Source organism: Chryseobacterium carnipullorum, assembly GCF_900142785.1.
In the GTDB taxonomy this organism is placed as follows: domain Bacteria; phylum Bacteroidota; class Bacteroidia; order Flavobacteriales; family Weeksellaceae; genus Chryseobacterium; species Chryseobacterium carnipullorum.
This window is the reverse complement of record NZ_FRCD01000006.1, coordinates 170297-192844: the sequence shown is the minus strand read 5'-3', so window position 1 is coordinate 192844 and position 22548 is coordinate 170297. Positions and strand designations below refer to the sequence as shown.

Sequence of the window (22548 nt, the reverse complement as noted above, 5' to 3'; positions counted from 1 at the left end):
AACCTGTTGATTGATGATGTCATAAGTATGCATATAATAATACGGACAAGGCATTTTGTACTGCCTTGTCCGTTTTTTTTGTACTATGATTTCAGCTTATAGATATCAGCTGTTTGAAATAAGTTGCGATCTTCGGGTCACCTTTGTATTGAATTTTACTCATCCGTAGATTTCAACGCCCATGCAATCAGGGGAGCCTGCATGAAGAGTCTGGCCATTCTTTGATTGTCGGTATTAAGGCCAAAAGAATCTCTCCTGTTTTTATACTGAGCAATATTTCCGGGTAGAACAGCGGCAAAAAATGTGGCGACCACTTTACCTACCGTTTTCCGGTGTTTTTTTGGAGTGGCAATAATGGCTGTCCCGAGAAGTATTTCAGCTATTCCTGAATAAATAACGGTGTCATCTTTCTTTAAAGGAACCCAATCCGGTACCTGAGCCTGAAATTCTTTTCTTGCAAAGGTAAGATGGCCAACGCCTGCGGTGATCAAAAATGTACCAAGAGCAATTCTTGAAATTTCTTTAGTTTCCATAATCGTATTATTTAGTGATTAAGCTTTATTTCAGTTGATGGGCATTCTATTGAGATAGAGGATCAGTCTGATGAAGAATTCCTGGAATCTTCTGAACTGATCTAAACCTAACTAACTGAATGGGTAGTAAAACTTATTCAATAATAAGACCAAAAAAATGAAGCCTGTACAAGAATGATTTCATTAATCATATTTTAAATAAGCCATAACAGTTTATATATCAAAAATATTGAGTTTTCAATATAAAATAATTTCATATTCAGCAGCTTAATCAAAAGGCTGATATAAAAAATAGGAATTCCCTTCTTGAATCTGGTTTATTTTTTCCGTTAAAACCTCGTTTTTTACTTCTCTTGGCGTATAAATTGATATGAAAAGCTTTATCGAATTCTTTGGTTATGATGAACAAGCTTTTTGCAGTTTTAATTTTCTTTTTAGGAGGCTTTATCCTTCTCAATGCACAGGAAAAAAAAGATTCACTCTATTATAAAATAGAAAATTTCTCAGATAAGACAAAGGTGACCAAGTTCATTCACCGTTTCATATTTCGTAGGGAAGCGGACTCTGCTTCCGTGAGAACAACAACGGAGAAGCTGTCGCAGGAGACGTATAATGGAAAGCACATCAGAAATGTCCGGATCGAAACCATTGACCCGTTTGGATATGGTTCGCAAGATAAAAAAGAGAAAACCAAATGGTACGATTGGTTCACCAATCATCTTCATGCCAATACGAGAGATAAGACCGTCAATAACTATTTGCTCTTCAAAAAAGGGGAGGAGTACAATGCTCAGAAACTCTACGAATCCGAACGTTTGCTCAGAGCCATGCCTTTTATCAACAGGGTTAATATCAGCGTCTCAGACAGTACTTCCGGCAAAGATTCTATTGATGTCGTGGTGAAAGTCCTTGATTCCTGGAGCTTAAAGCCAAGAGTCAGTTATTCAGGAAGCAAGATTGGTCTGGGAGTTACCGAAGAAAATGTATTGGGATTGGGACACGAACTGAATTTGCTTTACAGAAACGATTCCAAAGAAAAGCAGGATTATCTTTTGGGAAGCTACACTGCCTATAACCTTTTTGGTTCTTATATCAATGCCCAGGTTTTGGGAGAAAGAGATTTTTTGAAAAATGAAAGAATCAATTTCAATGTCAGAAGAGATTTCTTCTCACCGCTGACAAAATGGGCCGGTGGACTTACCTTTGAATATTTTATGCGAAATGTTTTACTGCCGATAGAGACCGATACCAAATTTCCGGAAGTTCAGATCAAGGTGTACAGCCAGGATTTGTGGGGTGGATATCAAATTCCCGTATCATCTGATCAAAAAGACAAGGTTTCCAGTAATATTGCCCTGATCGGAAGAATTCAGAATTATCAGTACAAAGACAGTCCCGGAATAGACCAGTATAACTATTTTAGCTCTTACAGCAGTTTTCTGATGTCGGTAGGATACATCCACAGAAATTTTTCGGTTCAGAAAAATATTTTCCAGTATGATTTACCGGAGGATATTGCTTACGGTAGTTCGGTTAACCTAACTGCCGGAGCTTTATCGAGAAGTAGCAGCGTGAAACCTTATTTAGGAGTTTCAGCGTCTTACGGTGATTTTATAAAGCTGGGCTATTTCAATGTGAAGGCTCAGTTTGGAAGATTCTTTAATGAAGATAGCCCGAATCGTGAGTCTTTTCGCCTTGAAGGAACTTATTTTACGAATCTTATGGATTGGAAATTTGCCAAAGCTAGACACTTCTTTTCTCCCACTTTGGCATTGGGAAATCCACAGCATAATTATTCCTATAAAGACAGAATTAATCTTTCCGCTACAGACGAATTTCCTGTTTTCGATTCAGATTATATCGGGACTAAAAAATTGGTTTTAAGATATCAGCTTCAGCTTTTTGTTAATAAAACCTGGAAAAATTTCCATTTCAGTCCCTACTTAACAGCAGCAGTCGGCTGGTTAGGGATGCCTGATGATAAACTGCTTAAAACCACGGCAAATACAAAAATAGGCGTTGGTGTTTTAATTAATAATCCATTTTTGGTTTTCAACAGGATTCAAATTTCATTCACTTATTACCCCCGTGTTCCTTTCGATAATAATTCGGTTTTTGATTTTAACAGCAACCGGAATAATATTTTACAAATGAATAGTTTTGCGACAGACATTCCTCATTTTGTGAACTTTGGAAATTAATTATTCCAATAGTAAAACCTTGAGAATTTACAGGATATTAAGCAAATAAAATCTCCAAAATCAGAGACCTTGGAGATGGTAAAAGCAGTTAGTTTTAACTGCTTTTTTATTTTAAAAATCAACGATTAGTCTTTCATCAGTTGAATTGACTGATTCCTGATGGTAAGAATATAGCTCCCTTTTGGAAGTGAACGTACATCAATGTTTTTATCAGCAGTATACTCCCCTGATAAAACTAACTGTCCACTAAAACTGTAGATCGCATATTTTTCTTTAGAATTAACAGAGGTTATTTTAATATAATCTGTTGTAGGATTCGGGTATAATACAATTTTATGGTCTGAAGATGTATGTTCAACAGTAGATAACGTTCCCGATGTAATGTTAAATGGAGCAGAGTAGCTGTTCAGATTTGCATAGCTGCTGTTTTGAAAGGCTATTTTTGACGTTAAATTAGTGGCAGGAGCAGAAGGATTGGTGACATTTTTAATCACCACTTTAATCGTTGTACCTTGAGGAATTGCTTGATTGATATCAATTTTCAGCTCACCATTTCCAAAATTTCTTAAATAGCCGTTGGCTTCAGTAGTAGATCCGTTAAGGAAAACATCAATATTGGAAACACTGGAAGGCGAAGCATTCCCAGCGAAAGCTGGAAGGGTAGAACCTGGTACAACCACTGCGGAAATAGCATTCCAGGTCTGACCACCGGAACCCGCAACCAGATTAAACGTGTAGGTCGTTGTGGCACCCGCTGCAGTAGAAGTTGATGTTATCGAATTCTGCGAAAAAGCAAAAGCAGAATAGCACAGTAAAATGGCAGATAATAAATGTTTGGTCATAAATAAAAATTTAAATTGAATTATTTTCGTGCAAAATTAAATGAATAACCTTTAATAACAAACTAAACGGTAGTTTGATTTTTGTGATAAAAAACATATTTTTTTTCGTCTAAAATGCTTGTATTAATGGGGCTTTGCGTATAGATCGTTTGAGTAAAATGTTCATGAATTAAGGAAGAAAACGAAATCTACTTGTTGGTCAGTAGATTACCTAATAGAGGGTTCATAGAACATTTAAAACAAAATGACAGCTACAGTGGCTTTTTTGATAATGGCCGTAAAAAATCTACAGGGATGGGAGACTATCTTAAAGGAAGAGGAGTCACAGAGGTTGCCGTATGTGGGGTAGCTGCTGATTTTTGCGTTTATTATACCGCTAATGATGCCCTGGACTTAGGATTTAAATCAAGTATTATTGAGCGCGCTTCCAAGCCAATAGATGTAAAAAGATATGAAAGCGTAAAGGCTGACTTTCAGTTGAAAGGAGGATTCATTATTTAGCCAGTAATGTCATCTCTGGTTGACACATCTTAAATACTTATTGACCGTAAAAGAAAGTACTAAATAAAAAAGAGAATTTGTAAATCACTACAAATTCTCTTTTCTATCTATATTTTTTTCTAAAACGATTTAACTATTGGCAGCAAGTCTTTTCAGCGCAGCCCATTGTTTAAGCGTAGTACGTGCTTCGGCGGCAGGGTAACCAAGATAGGTCTTACCCGCAGGGACATCACCTGCAACACCCGATCCTGCTCCTATAGTAGCGCCATCGCCAATGGTAACGTGATCCTTTATAGAAGCACTTCCACCAATAATAACCCCATTACCAAGGGTAACACTGCCAGCCAGACCACTACTGCCAGCCATTATACAAAACTTACCCAAGACACAATTATGACCTATCTGTACCAGGTTATCAATTTTGCAGCCATCACCCACAACAGTAGAACTGAACTTACCACGATCTACGCAAGCACCCGAGCCAATTTCTACCCAGTTGCCAATGATCACATTGCCAATTTGTGGAATTTTTACAAGACCCCTTTCAGGACAAGGTTTAAAACCAAAACCATCAGCACCGATCGTTGCATTGGGGTGCAGAATCGTATGGCTACCAATATGACAGTTTTCTCGAATCACAACACCGCTCCATACGGTACTGTTTTTGCCTACAGTACTGTTATCCAGAATAGTGGCGTTAGGATAAATCGTTACATTATCCCCTAGTTTTACATGAGGTCCAATGTAGCTTCCAGCTCCGATACGGGTACCTGTGCCAACAATAGCAGTGGGGTGTACTGTTGCTGAAGGATGAATGTCCGTGTCAAATTGTGGAGTAAGAGGGGCAAACAATTCCAAAACCTGAGACATGGCAAGGTCGGCATTATTAACTTTTATAAAGGCCCTGTTGATACCGGGCTCAATAGAGATATCGTTATTGACAACAGCTACTGAAGCTTTACTGTCTGCCCAAAGTTTTTCATACTTTTTATTACCTATAAAAGTAATTTGATGATTACCGGCAAGTTCTATTTGCTCCGGAGAGGAAACAGAATGAGAAGTACTACCAACTATATAACCTTTTAGTAACGTGTTGATTTCTAATACTGAAAATAATTTCATAAGGGGGTTGTTTTTTATGATCCTTGTCGGAATCAAATGTTTATACAGGAAATTACCGTAAACTAAATGAGGAGGTGAATAAGATTTAATTGTTGGCCTATGTCCGGAAAATATGCAAATATAACGTTAAAAAAAGAAAATTATTTCAATTAATTATTATTTTAATTGCTAAGTTTCTAAAATTACGATTTGTTAACATAGGATTCTTTATTTTAACAGTCTCTGTCTGACTTTGATAAGTATAATATGTTCTCTGAGTTTTTATTTTTAAAAAAGCTAATATGAAGCTTTTGAAACATAGGAAGAATTGCTGAAATAGGGTGAATACTGATTCGGCAAAAAAGAAGAATGAATAATCATGATAAAAAATGTGAACTTCTCTATTGAAAACTGAAGAGTCAACGATTGGATATAAAAAAATAAGCTGAATGATGATCAATATAATATCATGCTACTGGCTTATGAATGAATAATATACAAAAAAGACCGTAATTTTTTCCGGTCTTTTATTTTTTTACTCATTAGCATTTCCGTAATTTTATACTCCGTAAAATAGAATTCATATAAATTTCAATAAAAATGGATAAATATAATTACGGGATGGTTGGTCTCGGAGTGATGGGGAGGAATCTTCTTTATAATATCGCTGATAATGGTTTTTCAATTGCTGGATTTGACCTTGATGAAGAGAAAGTAAAAGAACTACAGGAGGGTGCTACTTCAGAGATGAAAGTAAAAGGCTCTCGTACTTGGGAGGATTTTATATCGGTCCTGGAAACCCCAAGGAAAATCATTCTGATGGTTCCTGCAGGAAAACCTGTAGATGCCGTTCTGGAAAGCATTACCCCGCTTTTGACCAAGGGAGACATTGTTATTGATGCCGGTAATTCGTACTTCAAAGATACCAACAGGCGCGTTGCCGATTTAGCGGCCAAAAATCTCCACTTTATGGGAATGGGAGTCTCCGGAGGAGAAAAAGGAGCCAGAACAGGACCCAGCATTATGCCCGGAGGAGATTGGGAAGCTTTTCAACTTCTTAAACCAATGCTTGAAGCTATTTCTGCAAAGGTAGATCAGGAGGCGTGTACCGCTTATATGGGCAAAGATTCCGCAGGAAACTATGTGAAAATGGTACACAACGGAATTGAATATGCCATTATGCAGCTTATCAGCGAAGCTTACGATTTACTAAAAAAAGGAGCTAATCTGAATAACGATCAGCTATACGAAGTTTTCAGAGAATGGAATAATGGTGAAATGAACTCATTTTTAATGGAGATTACCAGAGATATTTTTCAACAGAAAGATTCATTAACGGACGGTTATCTTGTGGATCAGATTTTAGACAAAGCAGGCGCAAAAGGAACCGGAAAATGGACTTCAGAGCAAGCTATGGAAATCGGTGTTTCTATCCCAACCATTGATATTGCCGTTACTTCAAGAATTTTATCAGCATATAAAGAAGAGAGGGTTCAGGCGTCTCAATTGTATGCTAAAAATGAAATGACAACGCCGGAAAACACAGAATTATTTATTAAGGAAGTGGGAGATGCTTTGTATCTGGCTACATTGATCAGTTATGCACAGGGCCTTGCTTTATTGGTGAAAGCTTCTGAAGAATACAATTTCCAGATTCCATTAAAAGATGTTGTGAAAATTTGGAGAGGAGGCTGTATCATCCGTTCTGTTTTGCTTGAAAAGTTTTATTCAGCCTATACTCAGGATCCTCATCTGTCGAATATTTTACTTAATAAAGATATTGCTGTCATCGTTAAAGAAAAAATCAACTCATTACGAAAAACAGCTGCCTTTGCTGCTTCAAACGGGATTTCAAGTTTGGGCATTCAGACGGCTTTGGGCTATTTCGATGCCTACACCACAGAATCCCTGCCGGTGAATCTTATTCAGGCTCAGCGTGATTACTTCGGAGCACATACCTATCAGAGAATCGACAGAGAAGGCGTTTTTCATACGTCTTGGGAAACTGCAAAAAACTAAAATCCGGAACAATGAATGACAATAAAGTCTTGAAGCCAACGACAATTATAATTTTTGGTGCGACAGGAGATTTGGCGAAAAGAAAACTTTTTCCGGCGTTTTTTAATTTATATATCGACGGTAGAATGCCCAAAGGTTTTACTATTTTAGCACTGGGAAGAGCCGATCATACCAATGAATATTTTAAAAATTACATTAAAGAAAATCTTGAAAATTTCTCAAGAAAAAAGATAACTTCAGAAGACTGGGCTGGTTTTCAGGCCCATATCACGTACTTTCAACATCAATTGGATGAAGAGAGTTCTTACAAAAACCTGTATCAGAAATTAGAAGATCTTGATACGGTTTACGGAACAAGAGGAAACAGGTTGTTTTATTTATCCATCGGACCTAATTTTGTTTCTCCCATTTCCAACCATATCAAAAATACGTCATTAGCTTCTGATGCTAAAAAAGACCGTATCATCATTGAAAAACCTTTCGGTCATGACAAACAGTCGGCCATAGAACTGAACAGTTTACTGGCAGAGGCTTTTGAAGAAGAGCAGATCTACCGTATTGACCATTACCTCGGAAAGGAAACGGTACAGAATATATTGGCATTCCGCTTTGGGAATGCTATTTTTGAACCTTTGTGGGACCATCAGCATATAGAGTCCGTACAGATCACGGTGGCCGAAGAAGTAGGGGTTGAGACCAGAGGCGCTTTCTATGAGCAGACCGGAGCATTGAAGGATATGATTCAGAATCATTTATTGCAAATTCTTTGTATGATTGCTATGGAGCCACCGGCTTCACTGGAATCAGGTGAGATACGAGACCGTAAAGTAGATGTTCTTAAATCCATTCGTAGAATTTCAGCGGACCAGGTTGATCATTATGCTGTAAGAGGTCAATACGGAAAAGGGATGATCAATGGAGTAGATGCTAAAGGCTATCGTCAGGAAGACGGAATTGCCGGGGACTCTAATACAGAAACCTTTGCAGCCGTGAAATTCTATCTGGACAACGAAAGATGGCAGGAAGTTCCATTCTACGTTCGTACCGGAAAAAAAATGAAAGAAAAACATTCCTATATTACCATCCAGTTTAAACCGCTTCCTCATGCTACATTTTCAGAAAGTTCACAACATTTGTCGGCCAACAGACTGATTATTAATATTCAGCCATTGATGGATATCAGACTGCAGTTTATGGCCAAAAAACCGGGGCTTTCCTTGATGCTGAAACCAGTGGAGATGATTTTTGATAATTTTGCCTGTCAGGAAGATACTCCTGAAGCGTATGAAACATTACTGCTGGATGCACTGATAGGTGACCTTACCTTATTTATGCGCTCAGACCAGGTAGAAGAAGCCTGGGATGTCGTAAAAACCATACAGGAAGCCTGGGAAAACAATAAAGACTCCTCTTTTCCGAATTATGAAGCCGGAAGCTGGGGACCGAAAGAAAGCATTGCGCTGGTTGAAAGACAAGGGCACAACTGGGTATAAAACAATATCAATTTAAATTAGACGAAAAATGAATATCACCGTATTTGATGATTTGCAGAAGCTCTACAGAAAGGCAGCAGATACCTTTCTGGATCTTTCTCAAAAATCTATTGAGAAACATAACCGTTTTGTGGTCGCATTAAGCGGAGGTTCTTCTCCTAAGGCTATTTTTAATTTGCTGGCCACTGAAGAATATGCCGGAAAAATTGAGTGGAATAAGATTTACTTTTTTTGGGTGGATGAAAGATGGGTTTCTTTAGATGATGACAAAAGCAATGCGAAAATGACATTTGAAGCACTTTTCGATAAGGTTCCCGTTAATAAAGAGCAAATTTTCCCTATGTATAAGGACGGAATAGCTCCGGAAGAATATGCTAAGGAATATGAACAGAAGATTAAAAATATCCTTGGGAATGAAGGTGTTTTTGATTTCATCCTGTTAGGAATGGGAGATGATGGTCATACCGCTTCTTTATTTCCGGGCGAAAGCGTTTTAGAGGAAAAAGAAAAGTGGGTTTCCGCTTATTATCTGAAGTCTCAGGATATGTTCAGAATTACTTTGACTGCACCATTGATCAATAAAGCAGAAAATATACTGGTTGTTGCATTCGGAACGTCAAAAAAACATGCATTGAATGAAGTTCTCAACGGAGAATACAATCCTGTGCTTTATCCAATGCAGCTTATTGAGAAAAAAGAAGGTTTTCAGTTTTTTACAGATGAGAAAGCGAAAGGCTAGTTAATCGCTCTGTAAACTTTGACAATAGATGGACGAATCACTAAAATGATTCGTCCATTTTTGTACAGATTCTGTACAGTTGACTTGTATTTCCGGTTTCTTCCTGGTATTCAGAATGTAAAATTGGAACGAAAGTACTGCGAATAAAAAGTAAAAATGTCAACATATGTTGAGGGTTTTGAAAACTTTGAAATTTACATTTGCTCTACTAATTCAATACAAAAAATATCATGAAACGTATATTATTCAGTCTGTCTGCGCTCTGTTTAGGATGTCTTATCTTTTCACAAAATAACAATCAAAATAAAATCATGGACCAGACCAACAAAACCTCCGTCACCAATAAAAATCCAAAAACTCTTTTTGATCCTACTCCGTTTGCTTTTTCTCATGCGACCAGTGCTGAAGGGAAAGGCCAATATGTATTCATATCCGGGCAAAGTGGCGGAGAAGATCTGAAGCATAGCCTTTCCGAGGATTTTAGAACCCAGGTGAAGTATTCGCTGAAGAATTTGGAGACAGTGCTTGCCGAATATGGAGCAGGCGTTGCAGAGGTGCTTAAAATCACCATCCTCATCGTTGATCACGATCAGGAGAAGCTTAAAATATGGACAGAGGAAATGCATAACACATGGAAAAAGAATACATTTCCGGCAAGTACACTGATTCCTGTCCCTAAATTAGCATTGGATCATATGCTCATTGAAGTGGATGCCGTTGCTTTCATTAAAAAATAAAAACAGGTCTAATGAATTTTAGGTGTTATAAAAAGGCTTCCGGAATAACCCGAAAGCCTTTGCTTATTTTTGCGAAAAAATGAATTCCCGATAACCGTCTGATGTTCAGTCTCCAGCCCTTGTCGTAAAGGATTTCAATCATTCTTACTCCAGATTCAGGGGGATTATTTTCTAATGACAAAGGCTTTCAGTTCAGCCATGAGTCCATTTTCAAATCTCCAGACATCACAGTAATCATATGCTACCCATCCATTCTCCTCCAACAGGCTTATGGTGCCAACAGCGGTCATATAATCACCTTTCTCAATCAGGTATTCTACATCAAATTTTGGTGGCTTTTTATACGTATCCGCCATATATCCGCGTATGTCATTTTTCCCGAAAGCACTCTGTCTCCTGCGAAGGTCCATTGCACATCATCGGTGCAATAGCCAGCCAAGGAAGGTTTCATGATCACGGTCCGGGATCGCTTTATTTGCTTTTTCTAAAACTGTTTTATGATCTATATGAATCATTAATTAAAAAGCTTAATTAAGCTAGCTGATAATTTGCCAGAACAAGACTTAAAAGGAAATGTACATAATCCTGGTCTGCTTCCTGCCTGTTCATCAGCCTGTTTTTATAATCATATGAATTTAAAACTTGCACGAGTTTTTGATAGGTTTCAAAATGATCTCCTTTGATTTTTACCCTTGAATTTCCTTCTCTTGTTTTAATGATTTCATTATCCAGAGTCCTTATTTTAAATAAGACATAGGATAATTTCGGATGAAAATTCATCCTTCCCAAATACCTTTCAACTATATTAACCTTGAACGAATCAAATACGATAGTGTTGAATACAATATTAGAACCTGGTTTCTGTGTATTGAGCTCAAGTGTAAAGTTCATTAATTTAAATTTTATACAAATTTACCCATAAGCTAAAATAAATCAAAGTAAAATAAAAATTAAACTGCAAAAGAAACAATTTCGCTACGTTTTATAAGATATGTTTGCTAAATATTATTCATCTTTTCTTCGTGGAATGTTCTGATGATCAGTTAGTGACGGTTTTCTATCGGTGCTTCGGGAGAAATAATAGATTTTATAAATCTTTGATAATTTTCTATTTAAATTTTTTCTGATGAATTATAAAGTGAACAAAACAGCGTAAAATCCTGAAATAAAAACACAGAAATACATAACAGGATATATTTTTTAATTATATTCGGTATACAACATCATTGATAACCATTAATAGATAACATGAGAAAATTATGGCTACTGCTTGGTATTTGCAGTTTATCACTTCAGTTAAATGCACAAAAAGCAATGACCTCACAGGATAGTATCAAAGTATTCTATGATAAATTACTGCCCTTGCTCAAATCTGACTATGTCTATAAAAAAGAAGTAGACTGGAAGACGGTCAGCAGTGAAACCAACCAGAATTTAAAAAAATACAATGATTTTAAAAGCTCATTAAAAGAGACTGAGGTCCTGTTTGGGAAAATTAAGGCGACACATTGTAAAGTGATTTATAAAGATAAAGTCTATGGAGTAACTTTGAAAGCCTCAACAGAGAATTTAAGTCAGCAATGGAAAGACAAATATGCTACAAAACCGGGCTTTGAAGTAAAAGTTCTGGACGGGAAAGTAGGATATATTATGATGCCGGGAATCAAATCTTTAGATTTTAGTCAGGAAAACACCCATAAAACAGCTCAGCCTATGTATGATCAGATTGCTGAGATTAAAGCCAAAAATAAACTGCAAGGCTGGATTATCGATCTGCGCTTGAATACGGGCGGAAATTCTGCACCTATGTTACTTGCTTTGTACGATTTCCTTGGAGATAACGATATTTGGGGGACTGTTGATGTCAATAAAAAACAAAAAAGTAAGGTCAGAATGGAAAAAGGAAAGTACCTGGACAACTCTAAAAAAACATCGCATATCAACCCGAGTGGAGAGTTACTTGACCAGGCAAAAGTAGCAGTCATTACAGGGCAGTTAACGGCCAGTTCCGGAGAAGTAACAGCATTGGCTTTTAAAGGAAGGCCTAATACCATCTTTATAGGAGAAAAAACATTCGGAATGACCACCGCCAATGTAAATGTAGAATTGCCTTTCAGTACCGTGCTGATTCTAAGCGTTGCCCTGGATACGGACAGAAACGGTATTTACTATGACCCTATCATTCCTGATATCGCGGTTTCAAAACAGGATAATTTTAATGATCTGCTGGCAGACAAAAATGTTCAGGAAGCCATCAGTTTCATCTCAAAAAAATAATCATACGATAACGAAGCCCCAGACCGGAAAAGGAAAGCTGCAAGTTTAAAAAATACATCATTTCACCATGTTTTATTGATGCTCTCAAAGTTTCCCCTTCCGGTTTTGTACTTTTTTAATTTATATTCATATTAAATCAGATATTTTTTCAATCCCTCCATAATTCCCTGCCACAAAGTATTGAAGAAACTTTTATTGGGATCACGCTTTACATCAACTTCTACATGATCAGGTTCACCTTTCGAATCATTTTTAACGAAAATATTAGCAATCGCACTCAGTACTTTTTTCTCTTTTCCTGTGTTCTTATTTAAAAAGTTGACATGCATATCGGTATATTTAAAGTAAAAGTTACCCCCGATTTTACTACTGTTACCCTTATAATCAAATTTCAGATACTGAATCTGGCCGTCGAGACTCACATTAAGATATGGCCTTACAAACAGGTTGGCGTTATCTACAGAAAGATTTTTTATCGTACCATTGATGGCATAGTCATCATTTTTATTAGCGACATCAAACTGCCAGTGTACATCTGTAGGAGCATCTCCAAAAAAATTGAAGTTTGAATCCACTTTTACCAATGTTGGTTTGCCTTTCATCTTCGCACTGTTGACATCTCTGATTTTCGCATTGAAATCCCCAAAAGTGATCTTACCCGGAATATTGGCTTTTTCAGCCACTTCCTCATACGAAAGCTTTGAATTTTTGATGTCGATCTGTTTGATGTATAATGGAAATTTTACATCACGAAGCTTTTTACTGAACATATACCGTACACCAATATCATCCGGTGGAGCAAGGTCATGATAAATATTACAGTCGATACCGTCAAAAACAATATGATCCAGATCGATACTTGTTTTTCCTCCCAATGCTGAGTTTTTATCCGTAATCATGATCGATTTAGCCTTTATGGTGTAAAGATCCTCCTCAACTGCAATTAAACGGTTAAACTGAGCCCTTGAATATTTAGGAAGAAAGGCAAAGTTGGTCGCAGCCGTCAGTTTTCCTGTATTTTTTATATGATCCACTTTCAGGCGGTAATATTTTCCGGCGTCTACATCTATTTTTTTAGCAGTAATTAATTGATTTTTAACATGAAAAGGAATCGATTCTTTAAGAATGTCTTTATTGGTGGTCACTGAATTGAGTTCTACATTAAAATTCCCGACCTTTACTTTTTCCTGACCTTGCTTTTTCTGAATAAAAGTCCCGTCGATAATATGAAGCGAACCAAGGTTAGCCAGCAGATCCGGTGTTGCCGTATTTGTTTTTTTAGGAGCCTTCACTTTACGGGTTGCTGCAATAATTTCTACACTCGGGTGATACACATTGATTTTGCCGAGCTGCAATTGCAACTGCTGTCCTGCAAATTTTGAGGTATTATTCAGGATCTCAACTTTCTCCGTTTTGATGTTGAACAGATCTTTTGTGGCACTTTTTCCTATGGCTTTAAACGCTACATTGTCAATTAAAATATTTGAGTCGTTCGAGGTGATTTTTTTGATATTCACCGCCTGCAAAGGATCAGATTTGAAATAGATGTTTTCAAATTCAATATTGTGGGTAGAAAAGGCAAAAGGGATTTTTTCTTTGACCGTTTTTTTATCGAAAACAATATCCTTTAAATTCAGATGAAAGTTATCTATAGAAGCTACTTTCGTTTTATCCCTGTGCTGAACAAGAACTGAACCCTGTCCAAAATCAAGATTTTTAATCCCAATTTTGAGGTTAACTTCTTTCGGATTTTCTTTTACTTCCTTTTTGTTCGTTGAGGTAACAATCAATTGAGGTTTTACGAATTTTGCATTCTCGATGATCAGAGAATCCTGATTGATGCTGAAATTGTCTGCAGCAAGCTGATTGATTTTCAGGTCAAACACATTTTTAGCATTGTACAATGCAGGACTTTCAATAGGTTTCAGGTGAAACTCAGAAATATTCAGCTGTTTATTTTTGGCATCAATGGTAGTGGCGTAAATCTGATAGAAATCGTTGACGGTAATCAGTACATCGTGGGCATCAATTTTAAAATCTTTAAACTCAACAGGTAATTTTGCTGCATTTTGGCTCAGCTTAATTTCCGAAAGATGGATGTTTACATTTTTTCCGGTCATGAGATCTTTTTTGTCTTTGCCTTTAACAGAGATATTTCCATTGGTCACCAGAATATTTTCAACACCAAAATTTATCTTCTTTTGCGACGGATCTTTTTTCTTTTTGGATTGGCCCAGTATCATTTTCACATTGGGATCAATGAGTTGGACCTCTCTGATGTGATAAGACTTGTTGAAAATGGCATTCCAGATCCCAAAATTTTCAATACGCAGACTTTTAATGTCTCCGTTAATTTGAGTCACCGAAGGATCGGTAGTCTGTTTGGTTTTAATAGTGATTGAGTGAGCGGAAATATGGCCCTTAAAAAGATTAAGACTAAAATCTTTAAGACTGATTTGGTAGGGCGTTTTTTCATTGACCAGTTGCGGCAATTTATTTTTAAGATAAATATTCAGCACAAATGGGAAAATAAGGCCTAAAAAAATCAATGTCCCAATGATGATCAGTACGACCTTCTTTCTTTTTCCGGTTCCTTTGTTCGGTAGTTTTTTTTTCATCTTATATTGTTATTGGTGTTAAAATACAAAGCCAATCTTTGAAATTTGTATATGAATATTTCAAATTGCTTTCCAATCTTGTTCCAATTTACATTTTAATTGAAATTATTTTGCAATTTTGATCTTTTAAATTGTATATGAAAAGACAGACGGGTGTTTTTGCTCAGAAAATAACCTTATAAAAGGCTTCATTTGTGGTGAATGATGCGAAAGCTGTTGATCGTTATGCTGCTTTCAGTTCAGCAAAATCGGGAGTGTACCGCATGGCTTGAATCCCGGTTACCTGTTGATAAAAATCCACTAAACTTTCGATATTGGCGGTGATCATTCGCATTGATACTAAATTCATTTTTTTGAAGCTTTTCAATTATATCACAAAAGTAGGGCAGAGGTGTGACGGTGGTTGTCAGCAGAAAATAAAGGAAAATGTTTTTTAATCGTCTGATTTACGAGCAGAATTTTTTTGAGAAAACAAAAAAACAGCAACATTAGAAATCTAGCGTTGCTGTCTGCATTAAGTGTTTTTACCTTAGTGAGCTCGAAATTGTCTTTATGTTACGGGTACAACCACATTTTCGCTTTTTCAAAACTTCATCATAAGTGTGTTCAAACCATCATTTCTCAACTGCTTCGGATGGTTATTTCAGAAGCATTCTTAAACTGAGAGAATAAACTGAGGGAACCATTAACGACAGGATCATTCAGTTTTCATGGATCAACTTCTGCAGCTTTAGAGATTAATGCTGTAAAGTTGTCTTCACTGATCCTTTCCGAAATTTGGAGTTCAGATCGATTATTCCATCCATCCATCATTTATACAATCTTCGGAACCGGAAAAAAAATGAATTCTTTAAAAGAAATCGTTTTACTTTTCATTAACATTTTATCCGAGGATAAAAGGATGTCATAAAAATCTTATTTTCCCTGTGTCTGAAGGCTTTTTTGCCCTTACATACGCAATAATGCGACCGGAATTGTTCTTAGTTTTTTCAACTTAATGAGTGTTTAAATATATATTGAATGGCTTAGTTTCTGCAAATATACAAAATAAGACACTACAAAGTGTTTACAATAATAAAAAATTTCATAAACTTGTATCATTGAATGTTTAATCATGGAAAGAAAATCAGCAGCAGGCAGTATCCGAAACAAGGAACGCAGTAAAAAGAAATTTTTGGACGCGGTTGGAAAAATTCTGAAAACGAAGGGATATGCAGGATTAAAGGTAAATGATATTGCCACCACCGCAGGGGTAGATAAAAAAATGATCTATACCTATTTTGGAGGAATAAACGGTCTTATGGACGAATACATCCGGTCTAAGGACTATTGGAGTAACGTAACGACCGAAAAAATGGCACCGGATTTGGAAACCGGCGGAAGATTATTTACCGAAGCCATGTTACTGGAGCAATTTGATTATATATTTAAGAACAGGGAAGTGCAGAAATTATTGCTGTGGCGTTTATCTGAATCCAGAAAGTCATTAACCAAAATGACCAACATGCAGGAGGAAAACGGAGAAAGCCTTTTTAAATTCATCATAGAGCCGCATTTCGGAGAACGGACGCAGGATTTTCGGGCCATAACGGCTATTATCATTTCCGGACTTTATTATCTGAACATGTATTCGTCTGTGAACGGGAGCATTTTTTGCGGGATAGACCTTAGTACGGAGGACGGCCGTGAGAAAATCAAAAAAGCAGTGTCTTTTTTAATAGATCAGACCTATGAAAATCTGTAGGATACTGTAAAATGAGTAAGTAAGATATATCGTAGGTGAGCTTTTGATTTCAAAACCCACTGTAAAGAAAATAAAAAAGAGGCAAATTAGTGCCTCTTTTTTTTATATTTGAATTGTATTTATTCCTTATGGTAAGGACATCCGGCAGCCGGGTTAGCCGTATCACCTGTAGCGATCGTATCTGGTTTTTTATCAAAGAACTGTTCTTCAATGACCTTTCGCTGATCTTCAGGAATATCCTCTAATCTACGAAGGGTATTCACTTGGATATGAGGCCAGCTCGTCGTACCTCCGTCATTTCCGAAATCAAATTCAAAAAATACAATCTGCTCATATTGCAGCTGAATGATTTCTTTTCCATTTTCAATCACTGTTTCAATCCACAGACGGAAGTCTACTTCAACCGTGGGCACAAAGCGATTCACAAAAGGAACATTTAAAATTCCTCCCTGTGCTCCCGTCTTCATTTTTGATGACATTTGCACAAAGACATAGTTGCTTACATTCTGGCCGCTTAACGTATCTCTTAATCGTAAATCCGGTCGTACAGAATAAGGATATAAATGATCGGCAAGTATTCGCTGCGTATAAATTTTATTTGAACCCTCATCATTTTTATCGGTCAGTGTTTCATGAACCCATTCCGGTGCAGGCAGATCAAGATTGATAGGCTCATGCCCGGCTCCTCCCATGGTTTTTGAAATCGAAAGATGGTCAGTCTGCCAGGCAGGAAGCCCATAAGGGAATTGGGGGGCCCCATTGATTAAGTAATGGTTACCGTTTGGAGCAATATCTCCCAGTAAAGTAATCGTACTCCCATGAGGAATAACACCACTTCTTGAAATAGAGTAGTCAGGAATAAAATAAGGCCCTTTGATACCATCACCTGGTTTTAGCTCCTGAGCAGGGATGATTTCAAAGTATTCCTGTCCTTCCTTTAAGTCGCTTAAAAGGATATAGGAAGGCGTACCATTTTCATCTTTTACCTGAACCAGCGGTTCGTCTCTGTATTCTCCCTTGTAGCCGTATTTTTCAAAATCCTCGTCAGAAAAAGCGTGAATACCCCGGTCTTTTTCTATTGATTCTTTGGTCGCAGCATGGTTGTATACATTACTCAGCCACAAATACATGCCGTTTTCCTCATGGATTGATTCATATTGTAAATTTTGCTGTCCTGCTTCTTTATTGACACTTTTGATCGTCTGCTCATATTTCACAGCACCACAAAATAACTCACTGGCACCGCCACGGTTACGGACACCGCCGGGAACCAGAGAAAAGGTAAGCTTTTCGATATATTCCTCACAATCAAAACTGAATTTTCCGGGAATTGTTCCTGAATTCGTACCGGGTGAAGGCATGATCGTCGTATGTATTCCGCCTGCCAGTGAAGCTTCACCTACGTTTTTATTGTAATTGGCATTATAACTTACCCAGGTGCCATCAAGTGCTTCAAGCACTCCATAGTCCACATTACCTGCTATTTCCTGAAGATTTTCCTCCCTAAAAGGCATAACAGGATCATCGATGAGAAGCTTTGAATATCCTGACATGATTTGTGCCAGAGTACCTTGATTTTCGCCTGAACTTTTACGGAATAACTGATCCCCTGTTTCAAGACTTTCTTTTTTACGTGTAAGCATGATATATAGTTTTTTTGGTTATAAATTGGTGTATTCGAACGTGGGACCTGCATTAGACTGTTCATCCAATGGTTGGTTCATAAGCCCCACAGCCTGCTCTTTAAGCGCATACATATACATAATTGATTTTTCCAGATCTTTCTGATTTCCTTCCACCGCACTTTGAATGGCGTCTAAAAGGCGTCTGTAAGTTTTATTAAATTCAAGCCCCTGCGCATACAATTCTTTGTTGTGAGCATAGTCGCTCAGTTTGGGATTTTCCTTCATAGGATAAGCTTCGTTCCAGTCTACCGGTAGAGGTTTTCCTGTAGGGGGAGTCGTTACAGGCATCATTCCGTTCTCATCCATAAAAGGTTCATATTTCCCTCCCAGATAGAAATGTTCATGGAATACTTCCTTGAACCTGAAATAATGTGCAAGTTCTGCTCCTTCTTCAAACTGGGAAGGATCCACATCAAAAATAGAATCATCCGCACCTTCACCCTGTCCTTTGATTTCCTGGAAAACAGCGATAACTCCTGCTAACGCTTCCACAGCATGGAGTTTTCCACCACTTCCGTAATATTGCTCGGGGCGGATCTGTTTAGCCGGATCACCTTTGAAGATTCCCCCTGTATTTAATTCCTCAAAACTCTGGGGAAGCTTTCCATGCTCGTTGTAGTACGCCATGATCTGGAAAAAGGTGATATAAAAGAATAAAACATCATAATATTCACCAATGGTATGTACATTTTCCATGATGAAACCTTTCATGTTTTCAAGCGTCCAGAAGTTATTTTCTTCTAATGAAAAACTTTTAGCGGAAAATGTATTCACTTCAACCGGCTCATCGTACGTTGGAGCTTTTACCAAAGGATTGCTTGGGCTTTCGATGGCAATAAATGTGGCGATGCTATTGGTTGAGAATTTTTCCAAACCTACATAGAAATCAACATTCATAGGTAATTTCATCGGGTAAACAGGGTAGTTCTGCTCTTGGTTCACATGCGGCTGAATACTCACAGCATTCATCACATTACAAACCATGATCATATGAAGCATTTCTTCTACCGCGACACTTCTGATGATTTGAGAAGCCAAAGTATTTTTTCCATCCTTAATGGAATACAAAGCAGTAAGATAAGGAGGAATCGTAGAATGCTCAATCAGAATAGCGGTCTGTAAAAGATCTTGTAAAACAGGTCGGTAATCAATAGCTTTCAACGCTTGTGACTCTCCGGTTTCTGATCCCCACTGTGAACTTAAATATTGATTAAATTCTTCGATTTGATCATTAAGCAAAAGATTTGTTACCCTTTTGCTGTGGTGTTTTACGCCCGCAATCCAATCCTCTTTAGTGATCGTTGAATCCAGTAATAATGATTGTAATGAAATAGGTTGCGCAACGACCGCAGTTCTGCCTGAAATGGAATCTCCCTGTAATAAAGTTTCCTGCAATAAAGTTTCCTGAGGTTCTGTTTTATTGATAAGTCTTTGTCTCATAGTTTTATTTTTTTAATTGGGTTTCCAGATCAGCCAGAATAGATTCTACCGAACGGATCGTGAATGCGGATAGAGTTAAAGTAGGATTGGATGTTCCCAGCGTAGTCATATTTCCGGCTCCGACGACGTATAAATTCGGGTGGTCCCAGGCTTTACAATAGCTGTTCGTGACCGAATCATCCGGATTGGAACCCATTCTGTGCGTCCCAACAATATGTCCTGCTCCGTTGTAGGAATACCTCACCTTATCATATAGGAAGGTGTTTTTATCTTTTTCAGTATACTTGGTACAATCTTCGATCCCTAATTTTTTAAACATCTGGTCGGAAGCCAGTTTTGCCTGTTGCATGGCTTTTTTTTCGTATTCTGTGAGTTCATAATGGATGACCGGACGGGGAATTCCCAAAGGATCCATATACTGATCGTTGATCGTTACTCTGTTGTTGGGATTTGGAAGCTGTTCAATCTCAAAATGAAATAATACCTGTCTTGAAAGTCTGGTCGCCAAAGCCTCTTTCAATTCTGCTCCGAAAAGACCATCCTTTAGAAATGCTGAAAGATCGGATCCCGGAGAGAATGCAGGCCAGCTCCATCCCCAGTTGTCAAGCGGCGAAATCCACGCTGAAAAATCACTTCTGAAATTTCCATCACGGAAAGATGAGATGTTGGTGGTGGAACCGGGACCTCTGTAGGGGTAGACAGGCTCGGGGAAAAGTCCCCAGGTCAGCATGACCATATGGTCCATGAGATTTCTTCCCACCTGATCACTGCGGTTGGCTGCCGTTTTTTCAACTTTTTGTCCCTTTTCGATCACCGTATATTTTGAATTCAGTAAAATTTTTGGATTTTCAAAAGCATTCGCTGCAAGGATGACGATGGAATCTGAAGTATTAATAACCTCTTCAACGAAATCTGTCTTATCTTTTGAGACATATCTTCTTACATGAACTTTTGAAATCTTATCCTGATCCGCGGGATCCACACTTAACCTGTAGGCAACACTCTGAGCTTTGATCTCAAGATACGGGTGACGTTTAAGATTTTCTTTTTCATTCATCTTGTATAATGCTTTTTTCAATGTTTTTAACGCATTATACTTGGCCTGAACCGGACAGATCGGAACACATGAGGCATTTCCTTCGCAACGCTCGCCCATATAAGGATTCCATACTGAGCCAAGCGCTTTGTATTCAACTTTTTCCGAGCGGTCTAAAACCAGCTTGTATCCGGAGGACTGGGTTTCAGCTTTAATTATTTTTGTTTTTCCGTATTTTGGATTTGGGATAGAATTTCTTCCCTGCGGAGAAGGAACCATCAACAATGGAATCTCTTCAGAATTTAATGTTACACTGGTTCCCACAAGACCATTCATGATCTTATGATCCATATAACTCTGTGGAATTTCTTCCATCGGAAAAACATAATCCCCATAATACTGTTCTCTACTTTCAGAAATGGGGTATTCCTGTTTAGAAACATCACCTGAAACACCGATCTCAAATTCAGCCATTTCATAATAAGGTTTTAATGTTTCGTAATCTATGGGCCAGTCGATAGGCGCTTTTTCAGTAGAATCAGGTTTGTTGATTTCAATTCCGTACTTTTTGGTGAGCCTGAAATCATTGGGAAGCATTCTTGGTGTTGTTCCCAGCCAGTGAAGGGTTGTTCCGCCTCCCACTCTGATGGCGTCACTGGCAAATGGCATCGGTCCGAACTGAACCAGATATCCTTTTTTATCCGGAAACGGAGGTGCAATTTTTTCCATATCCAGAATATTGGGCGAAGGTGCCGGTTTCAGTTTAGGATACGGTGAATTCGGAACTTTCGCGGCCTCTGTATAAAAAGTACGGATATATTCTGTATAATTCGTCATTGACGATACCGAGTCCAGTTCAATACCGGCTTGTAACCCGGCTTCAAACATTAATACAGATAATTCACGGATATTCTCTGGTTTTTTGGCATCCAAACGGTGAATCATTTTACCCTTTTCCGTATCAAATACATGATCGGTCAGAAGTTTGGCGATCAGTGATCCTGCGATTCCCGTTCCTACGATGATCACATCTTTTTTCTTGTCTGTCTGGTTCATAGGTTGCTGTTTACTGGTTGAATAGCCCATGATTTAAAGCCGGGTTGTTTGGCTCCCGGTGGATGGGCGTGCATGACGTTCCAAACCAATCCTTCCTGATAAGAAAGGTCATTGATATAAGCACCTTCCCATGTTCCAAGATACCAAAGGGTGATCACCTGGACTGCCATCTCGTTCATTCCGGGATTGTCCATGATTTCTGAGGCGATTGCTGCTTTTAGCTGCTCCGGGCTCGATGATTTTTCAAATATATTCATCGAAACCGTAAGGAATTCTTCGAAAGTGGCAGCTTCCAGTTTTTTTAAAATGTGAGTGTAATAGGTTTCTGCCAGACCTGTTGACTGTAATTCATTGACAGGAAATCCGGTCAGTGCTTCCGAGACAGACATAAACACGTCGAAATAATAATCGTCGACGTTGAGGATTTTGTTAATAATAATCATTTCGTTAAAATTTGATGGTTAAAGTATCGTTAATCTTCCGGTATAGGGAAGACATCAGTGATGAAATCGTAGCGGTCAGGTCA

The 22548-nt window shown here is 37.9% G+C and carries 19 protein-coding genes; 8 read left to right on the top strand and 11 right to left on the bottom strand.

The features are described 5' to 3' along the window. Positions 1-155: 155 nt before the first annotated feature. Positions 156-533, bottom strand: a complete 378-nt coding sequence (locus BUC06_RS08785; RefSeq protein WP_073332606.1) for a DoxX family protein — start codon at positions 531-533, stop codon at positions 156-158. Positions 534-931: 398 nt separating this feature from the next. Here BUC06_RS08785 and BUC06_RS08780 point away from each other — a divergent pair, with 398 nt between their 5' ends. After that, complete coding sequence (locus BUC06_RS08780; protein ID WP_228423672.1) at positions 932-2734, top strand: POTRA domain-containing protein; 1803 nt, start codon at positions 932-934, stop codon at positions 2732-2734. A gap of 125 nt (positions 2735-2859) precedes the next feature. Here BUC06_RS08780 and BUC06_RS08775 read toward each other — a convergent pair whose 3' ends face one another. Next, on the bottom strand, positions 2860-3576 hold the full coding sequence (locus tag BUC06_RS08775; protein ID WP_073332600.1) for a T9SS type A sorting domain-containing protein: 717 nt from the start codon (positions 3574-3576) through the stop codon (positions 2860-2862). 195 nt (positions 3577-3771) lie between these two features. Between BUC06_RS08775 and BUC06_RS08770 the strand changes: the two genes are divergently transcribed. Beyond that, entirely contained in the window at positions 3772-4077 is a 306-nt protein-coding gene (locus BUC06_RS08770) for an isochorismatase family protein (protein ID WP_228423670.1), read from the top strand. 129 nt (positions 4078-4206) lie between these two features. On the opposite strand, the gene lpxD is transcribed toward BUC06_RS08770, so the two are convergent. After that, entirely contained in the window at positions 4207-5199 is a 993-nt protein-coding gene (gene lpxD / locus BUC06_RS08765) for a UDP-3-O-(3-hydroxymyristoyl)glucosamine N-acyltransferase (protein WP_073332598.1), read from the bottom strand. 579 nt (positions 5200-5778) lie between these two features. Between lpxD and gndA the strand changes: the two genes are divergently transcribed. From gndA to BUC06_RS08745, 4 genes are all read left to right on the top strand, one after another. Continuing rightward, on the top strand, positions 5779-7197 hold the full coding sequence (gndA, locus tag BUC06_RS08760) for an NADP-dependent phosphogluconate dehydrogenase (protein ID WP_073332595.1): 1419 nt from the start codon (positions 5779-5781) through the stop codon (positions 7195-7197). 11 nt (positions 7198-7208) lie between these two features. Next, positions 7209-8690 carry a glucose-6-phosphate dehydrogenase gene (zwf, locus tag BUC06_RS08755; RefSeq protein ID WP_073332748.1) on the top strand — a complete coding sequence of 494 codons (1482 nt, stop codon included), beginning with the start codon at positions 7209-7211 and terminating at the stop codon, positions 8688-8690. Between the two features lie 28 nt (positions 8691-8718). Beyond that, complete coding sequence (pgl, locus tag BUC06_RS08750) at positions 8719-9429, top strand: 6-phosphogluconolactonase (RefSeq protein WP_073332593.1); 711 nt, start codon at positions 8719-8721, stop codon at positions 9427-9429. 230 nt (positions 9430-9659) lie between these two features. Next, complete coding sequence (locus BUC06_RS08745; RefSeq protein ID WP_228423668.1) at positions 9660-10166, top strand: RidA family protein; 507 nt, start codon at positions 9660-9662, stop codon at positions 10164-10166. Between the two features lie 164 nt (positions 10167-10330). Here the strand turns inward: BUC06_RS08745 and BUC06_RS08740 are convergent, their stop codons facing one another. Continuing rightward, complete coding sequence (locus tag BUC06_RS08740) at positions 10331-10576, bottom strand: nuclear transport factor 2 family protein (RefSeq protein ID WP_228423666.1); 246 nt, start codon at positions 10574-10576, stop codon at positions 10331-10333. A gap of 121 nt (positions 10577-10697) precedes the next feature. Further along, entirely contained in the window at positions 10698-11057 is a 360-nt protein-coding gene (locus BUC06_RS08735; protein WP_073332589.1) for a prevent-host-death protein, read from the bottom strand. 357 nt (positions 11058-11414) lie between these two features. Here BUC06_RS08735 and BUC06_RS08730 point away from each other — a divergent pair, with 357 nt between their 5' ends. Then, on the top strand, positions 11415-12443 hold the full coding sequence (locus tag BUC06_RS08730) for a S41 family peptidase (protein ID WP_073332586.1): 1029 nt from the start codon (positions 11415-11417) through the stop codon (positions 12441-12443). A gap of 131 nt (positions 12444-12574) precedes the next feature. Here the strand turns inward: BUC06_RS08730 and BUC06_RS08725 are convergent, their stop codons facing one another. After that, on the bottom strand, positions 12575-15061 hold the full coding sequence (locus BUC06_RS08725) for a DUF748 domain-containing protein (RefSeq protein ID WP_073332583.1): 2487 nt from the start codon (positions 15059-15061) through the stop codon (positions 12575-12577). Positions 15062-15284: 223 nt separating this feature from the next. Continuing rightward, positions 15285-15410, bottom strand: a complete 126-nt coding sequence (locus BUC06_RS24285) for a hypothetical protein (protein ID WP_262487915.1) — start codon at positions 15408-15410, stop codon at positions 15285-15287. Between the two features lie 765 nt (positions 15411-16175). Here BUC06_RS24285 and BUC06_RS08720 point away from each other — a divergent pair. Next, a complete protein-coding gene (locus BUC06_RS08720; protein WP_073332581.1) occupies positions 16176-16805 on the top strand; it encodes a TetR/AcrR family transcriptional regulator in 630 nt (209 codons plus the stop codon). 119 nt (positions 16806-16924) lie between these two features. Here BUC06_RS08720 and BUC06_RS08715 read toward each other — a convergent pair whose 3' ends face one another. Genes BUC06_RS08715 through BUC06_RS08700 form a run of 4 tightly spaced genes read right to left on the bottom strand, consistent with a single transcriptional unit; the run spans position 16925 to position 22465 of the window. Then, entirely contained in the window at positions 16925-18448 is a 1524-nt protein-coding gene (locus BUC06_RS08715) for a peroxidase, FMP-type (protein WP_073332578.1), read from the bottom strand. An 18-nt stretch (positions 18449-18466) separates the two neighbouring features. Then, on the bottom strand, positions 18467-19930 hold the full coding sequence (locus BUC06_RS08710) for a ferritin-like domain-containing protein (RefSeq protein ID WP_073332575.1): 1464 nt from the start codon (positions 19928-19930) through the stop codon (positions 18467-18469). Positions 19931-19934: 4 nt separating this feature from the next. Beyond that, the gene (locus BUC06_RS08705; RefSeq protein WP_073332573.1) at positions 19935-22022 is read right to left on the bottom strand and encodes a GMC oxidoreductase; all 2088 of its coding nucleotides are present in this window, start codon (positions 22020-22022) and stop codon (positions 19935-19937) included. After that, the gene (locus tag BUC06_RS08700) at positions 22019-22465 is read right to left on the bottom strand and encodes a sugar dehydrogenase complex small subunit (protein WP_073332570.1); all 447 of its coding nucleotides are present in this window, start codon (positions 22463-22465) and stop codon (positions 22019-22021) included. Before BUC06_RS08700 ends, BUC06_RS08705 begins: the two co-directional genes overlap by 4 nt. Between the last annotated feature and the right edge of the window lie 83 nt (positions 22466-22548).

Coding starts and splice junctions, on each gene's coding strand:
- BUC06_RS08725 (WP_073332583.1), bottom strand. CDS start 15,061: ATGAAAAAAAAACTACCGAACAAAGGAACCGGAAAAAGAAAGAAGGTC.
- BUC06_RS08745 (WP_228423668.1), top strand. CDS start 9,660: ATGAAACGTATATTATTCAGTCTGTCTGCGCTCTGTTTAGGATGTCTT.
- BUC06_RS24285 (WP_262487915.1), bottom strand. CDS start 15,410: ATGAATTTAGTATCAATGCGAATGATCACCGCCAATATCGAAAGTTTA.
- gndA (WP_073332595.1), top strand. CDS start 5,779: ATGGATAAATATAATTACGGGATGGTTGGTCTCGGAGTGATGGGGAGG.
- BUC06_RS08710 (WP_073332575.1), bottom strand. CDS start 19,930: ATGAGACAAAGACTTATCAATAAAACAGAACCTCAGGAAACTTTATTG.
- BUC06_RS08730 (WP_073332586.1), top strand. CDS start 11,415: ATGAGAAAATTATGGCTACTGCTTGGTATTTGCAGTTTATCACTTCAG.
- zwf (WP_073332748.1), top strand. CDS start 7,209: ATGAATGACAATAAAGTCTTGAAGCCAACGACAATTATAATTTTTGGT.
- pgl (WP_073332593.1), top strand. CDS start 8,719: ATGAATATCACCGTATTTGATGATTTGCAGAAGCTCTACAGAAAGGCA.
- lpxD (WP_073332598.1), bottom strand. CDS start 5,199: ATGAAATTATTTTCAGTATTAGAAATCAACACGTTACTAAAAGGTTAT.
- BUC06_RS08785 (WP_073332606.1), bottom strand. CDS start 533: ATGGAAACTAAAGAAATTTCAAGAATTGCTCTTGGTACATTTTTGATC.
- BUC06_RS08720 (WP_073332581.1), top strand. CDS start 16,176: ATGGAAAGAAAATCAGCAGCAGGCAGTATCCGAAACAAGGAACGCAGT.
- BUC06_RS08735 (WP_073332589.1), bottom strand. CDS start 11,057: ATGAACTTTACACTTGAGCTCAATACACAGAAACCAGGTTCTAATATT.
- BUC06_RS08700 (WP_073332570.1), bottom strand. CDS start 22,465: ATGATTATTATTAACAAAATCCTCAACGTCGACGATTATTATTTCGAC.
- BUC06_RS08780 (WP_228423672.1), top strand. CDS start 932: ATGATGAACAAGCTTTTTGCAGTTTTAATTTTCTTTTTAGGAGGCTTT.
- BUC06_RS08715 (WP_073332578.1), bottom strand. CDS start 18,448: ATGCTTACACGTAAAAAAGAAAGTCTTGAAACAGGGGATCAGTTATTC.
- BUC06_RS08705 (WP_073332573.1), bottom strand. CDS start 22,022: ATGAACCAGACAGACAAGAAAAAAGATGTGATCATCGTAGGAACGGGA.
- BUC06_RS08775 (WP_073332600.1), bottom strand. CDS start 3,576: ATGACCAAACATTTATTATCTGCCATTTTACTGTGCTATTCTGCTTTT.
- BUC06_RS08740 (WP_228423666.1), bottom strand. CDS start 10,576: ATGGACCTTCGCAGGAGACAGAGTGCTTTCGGGAAAAATGACATACGC.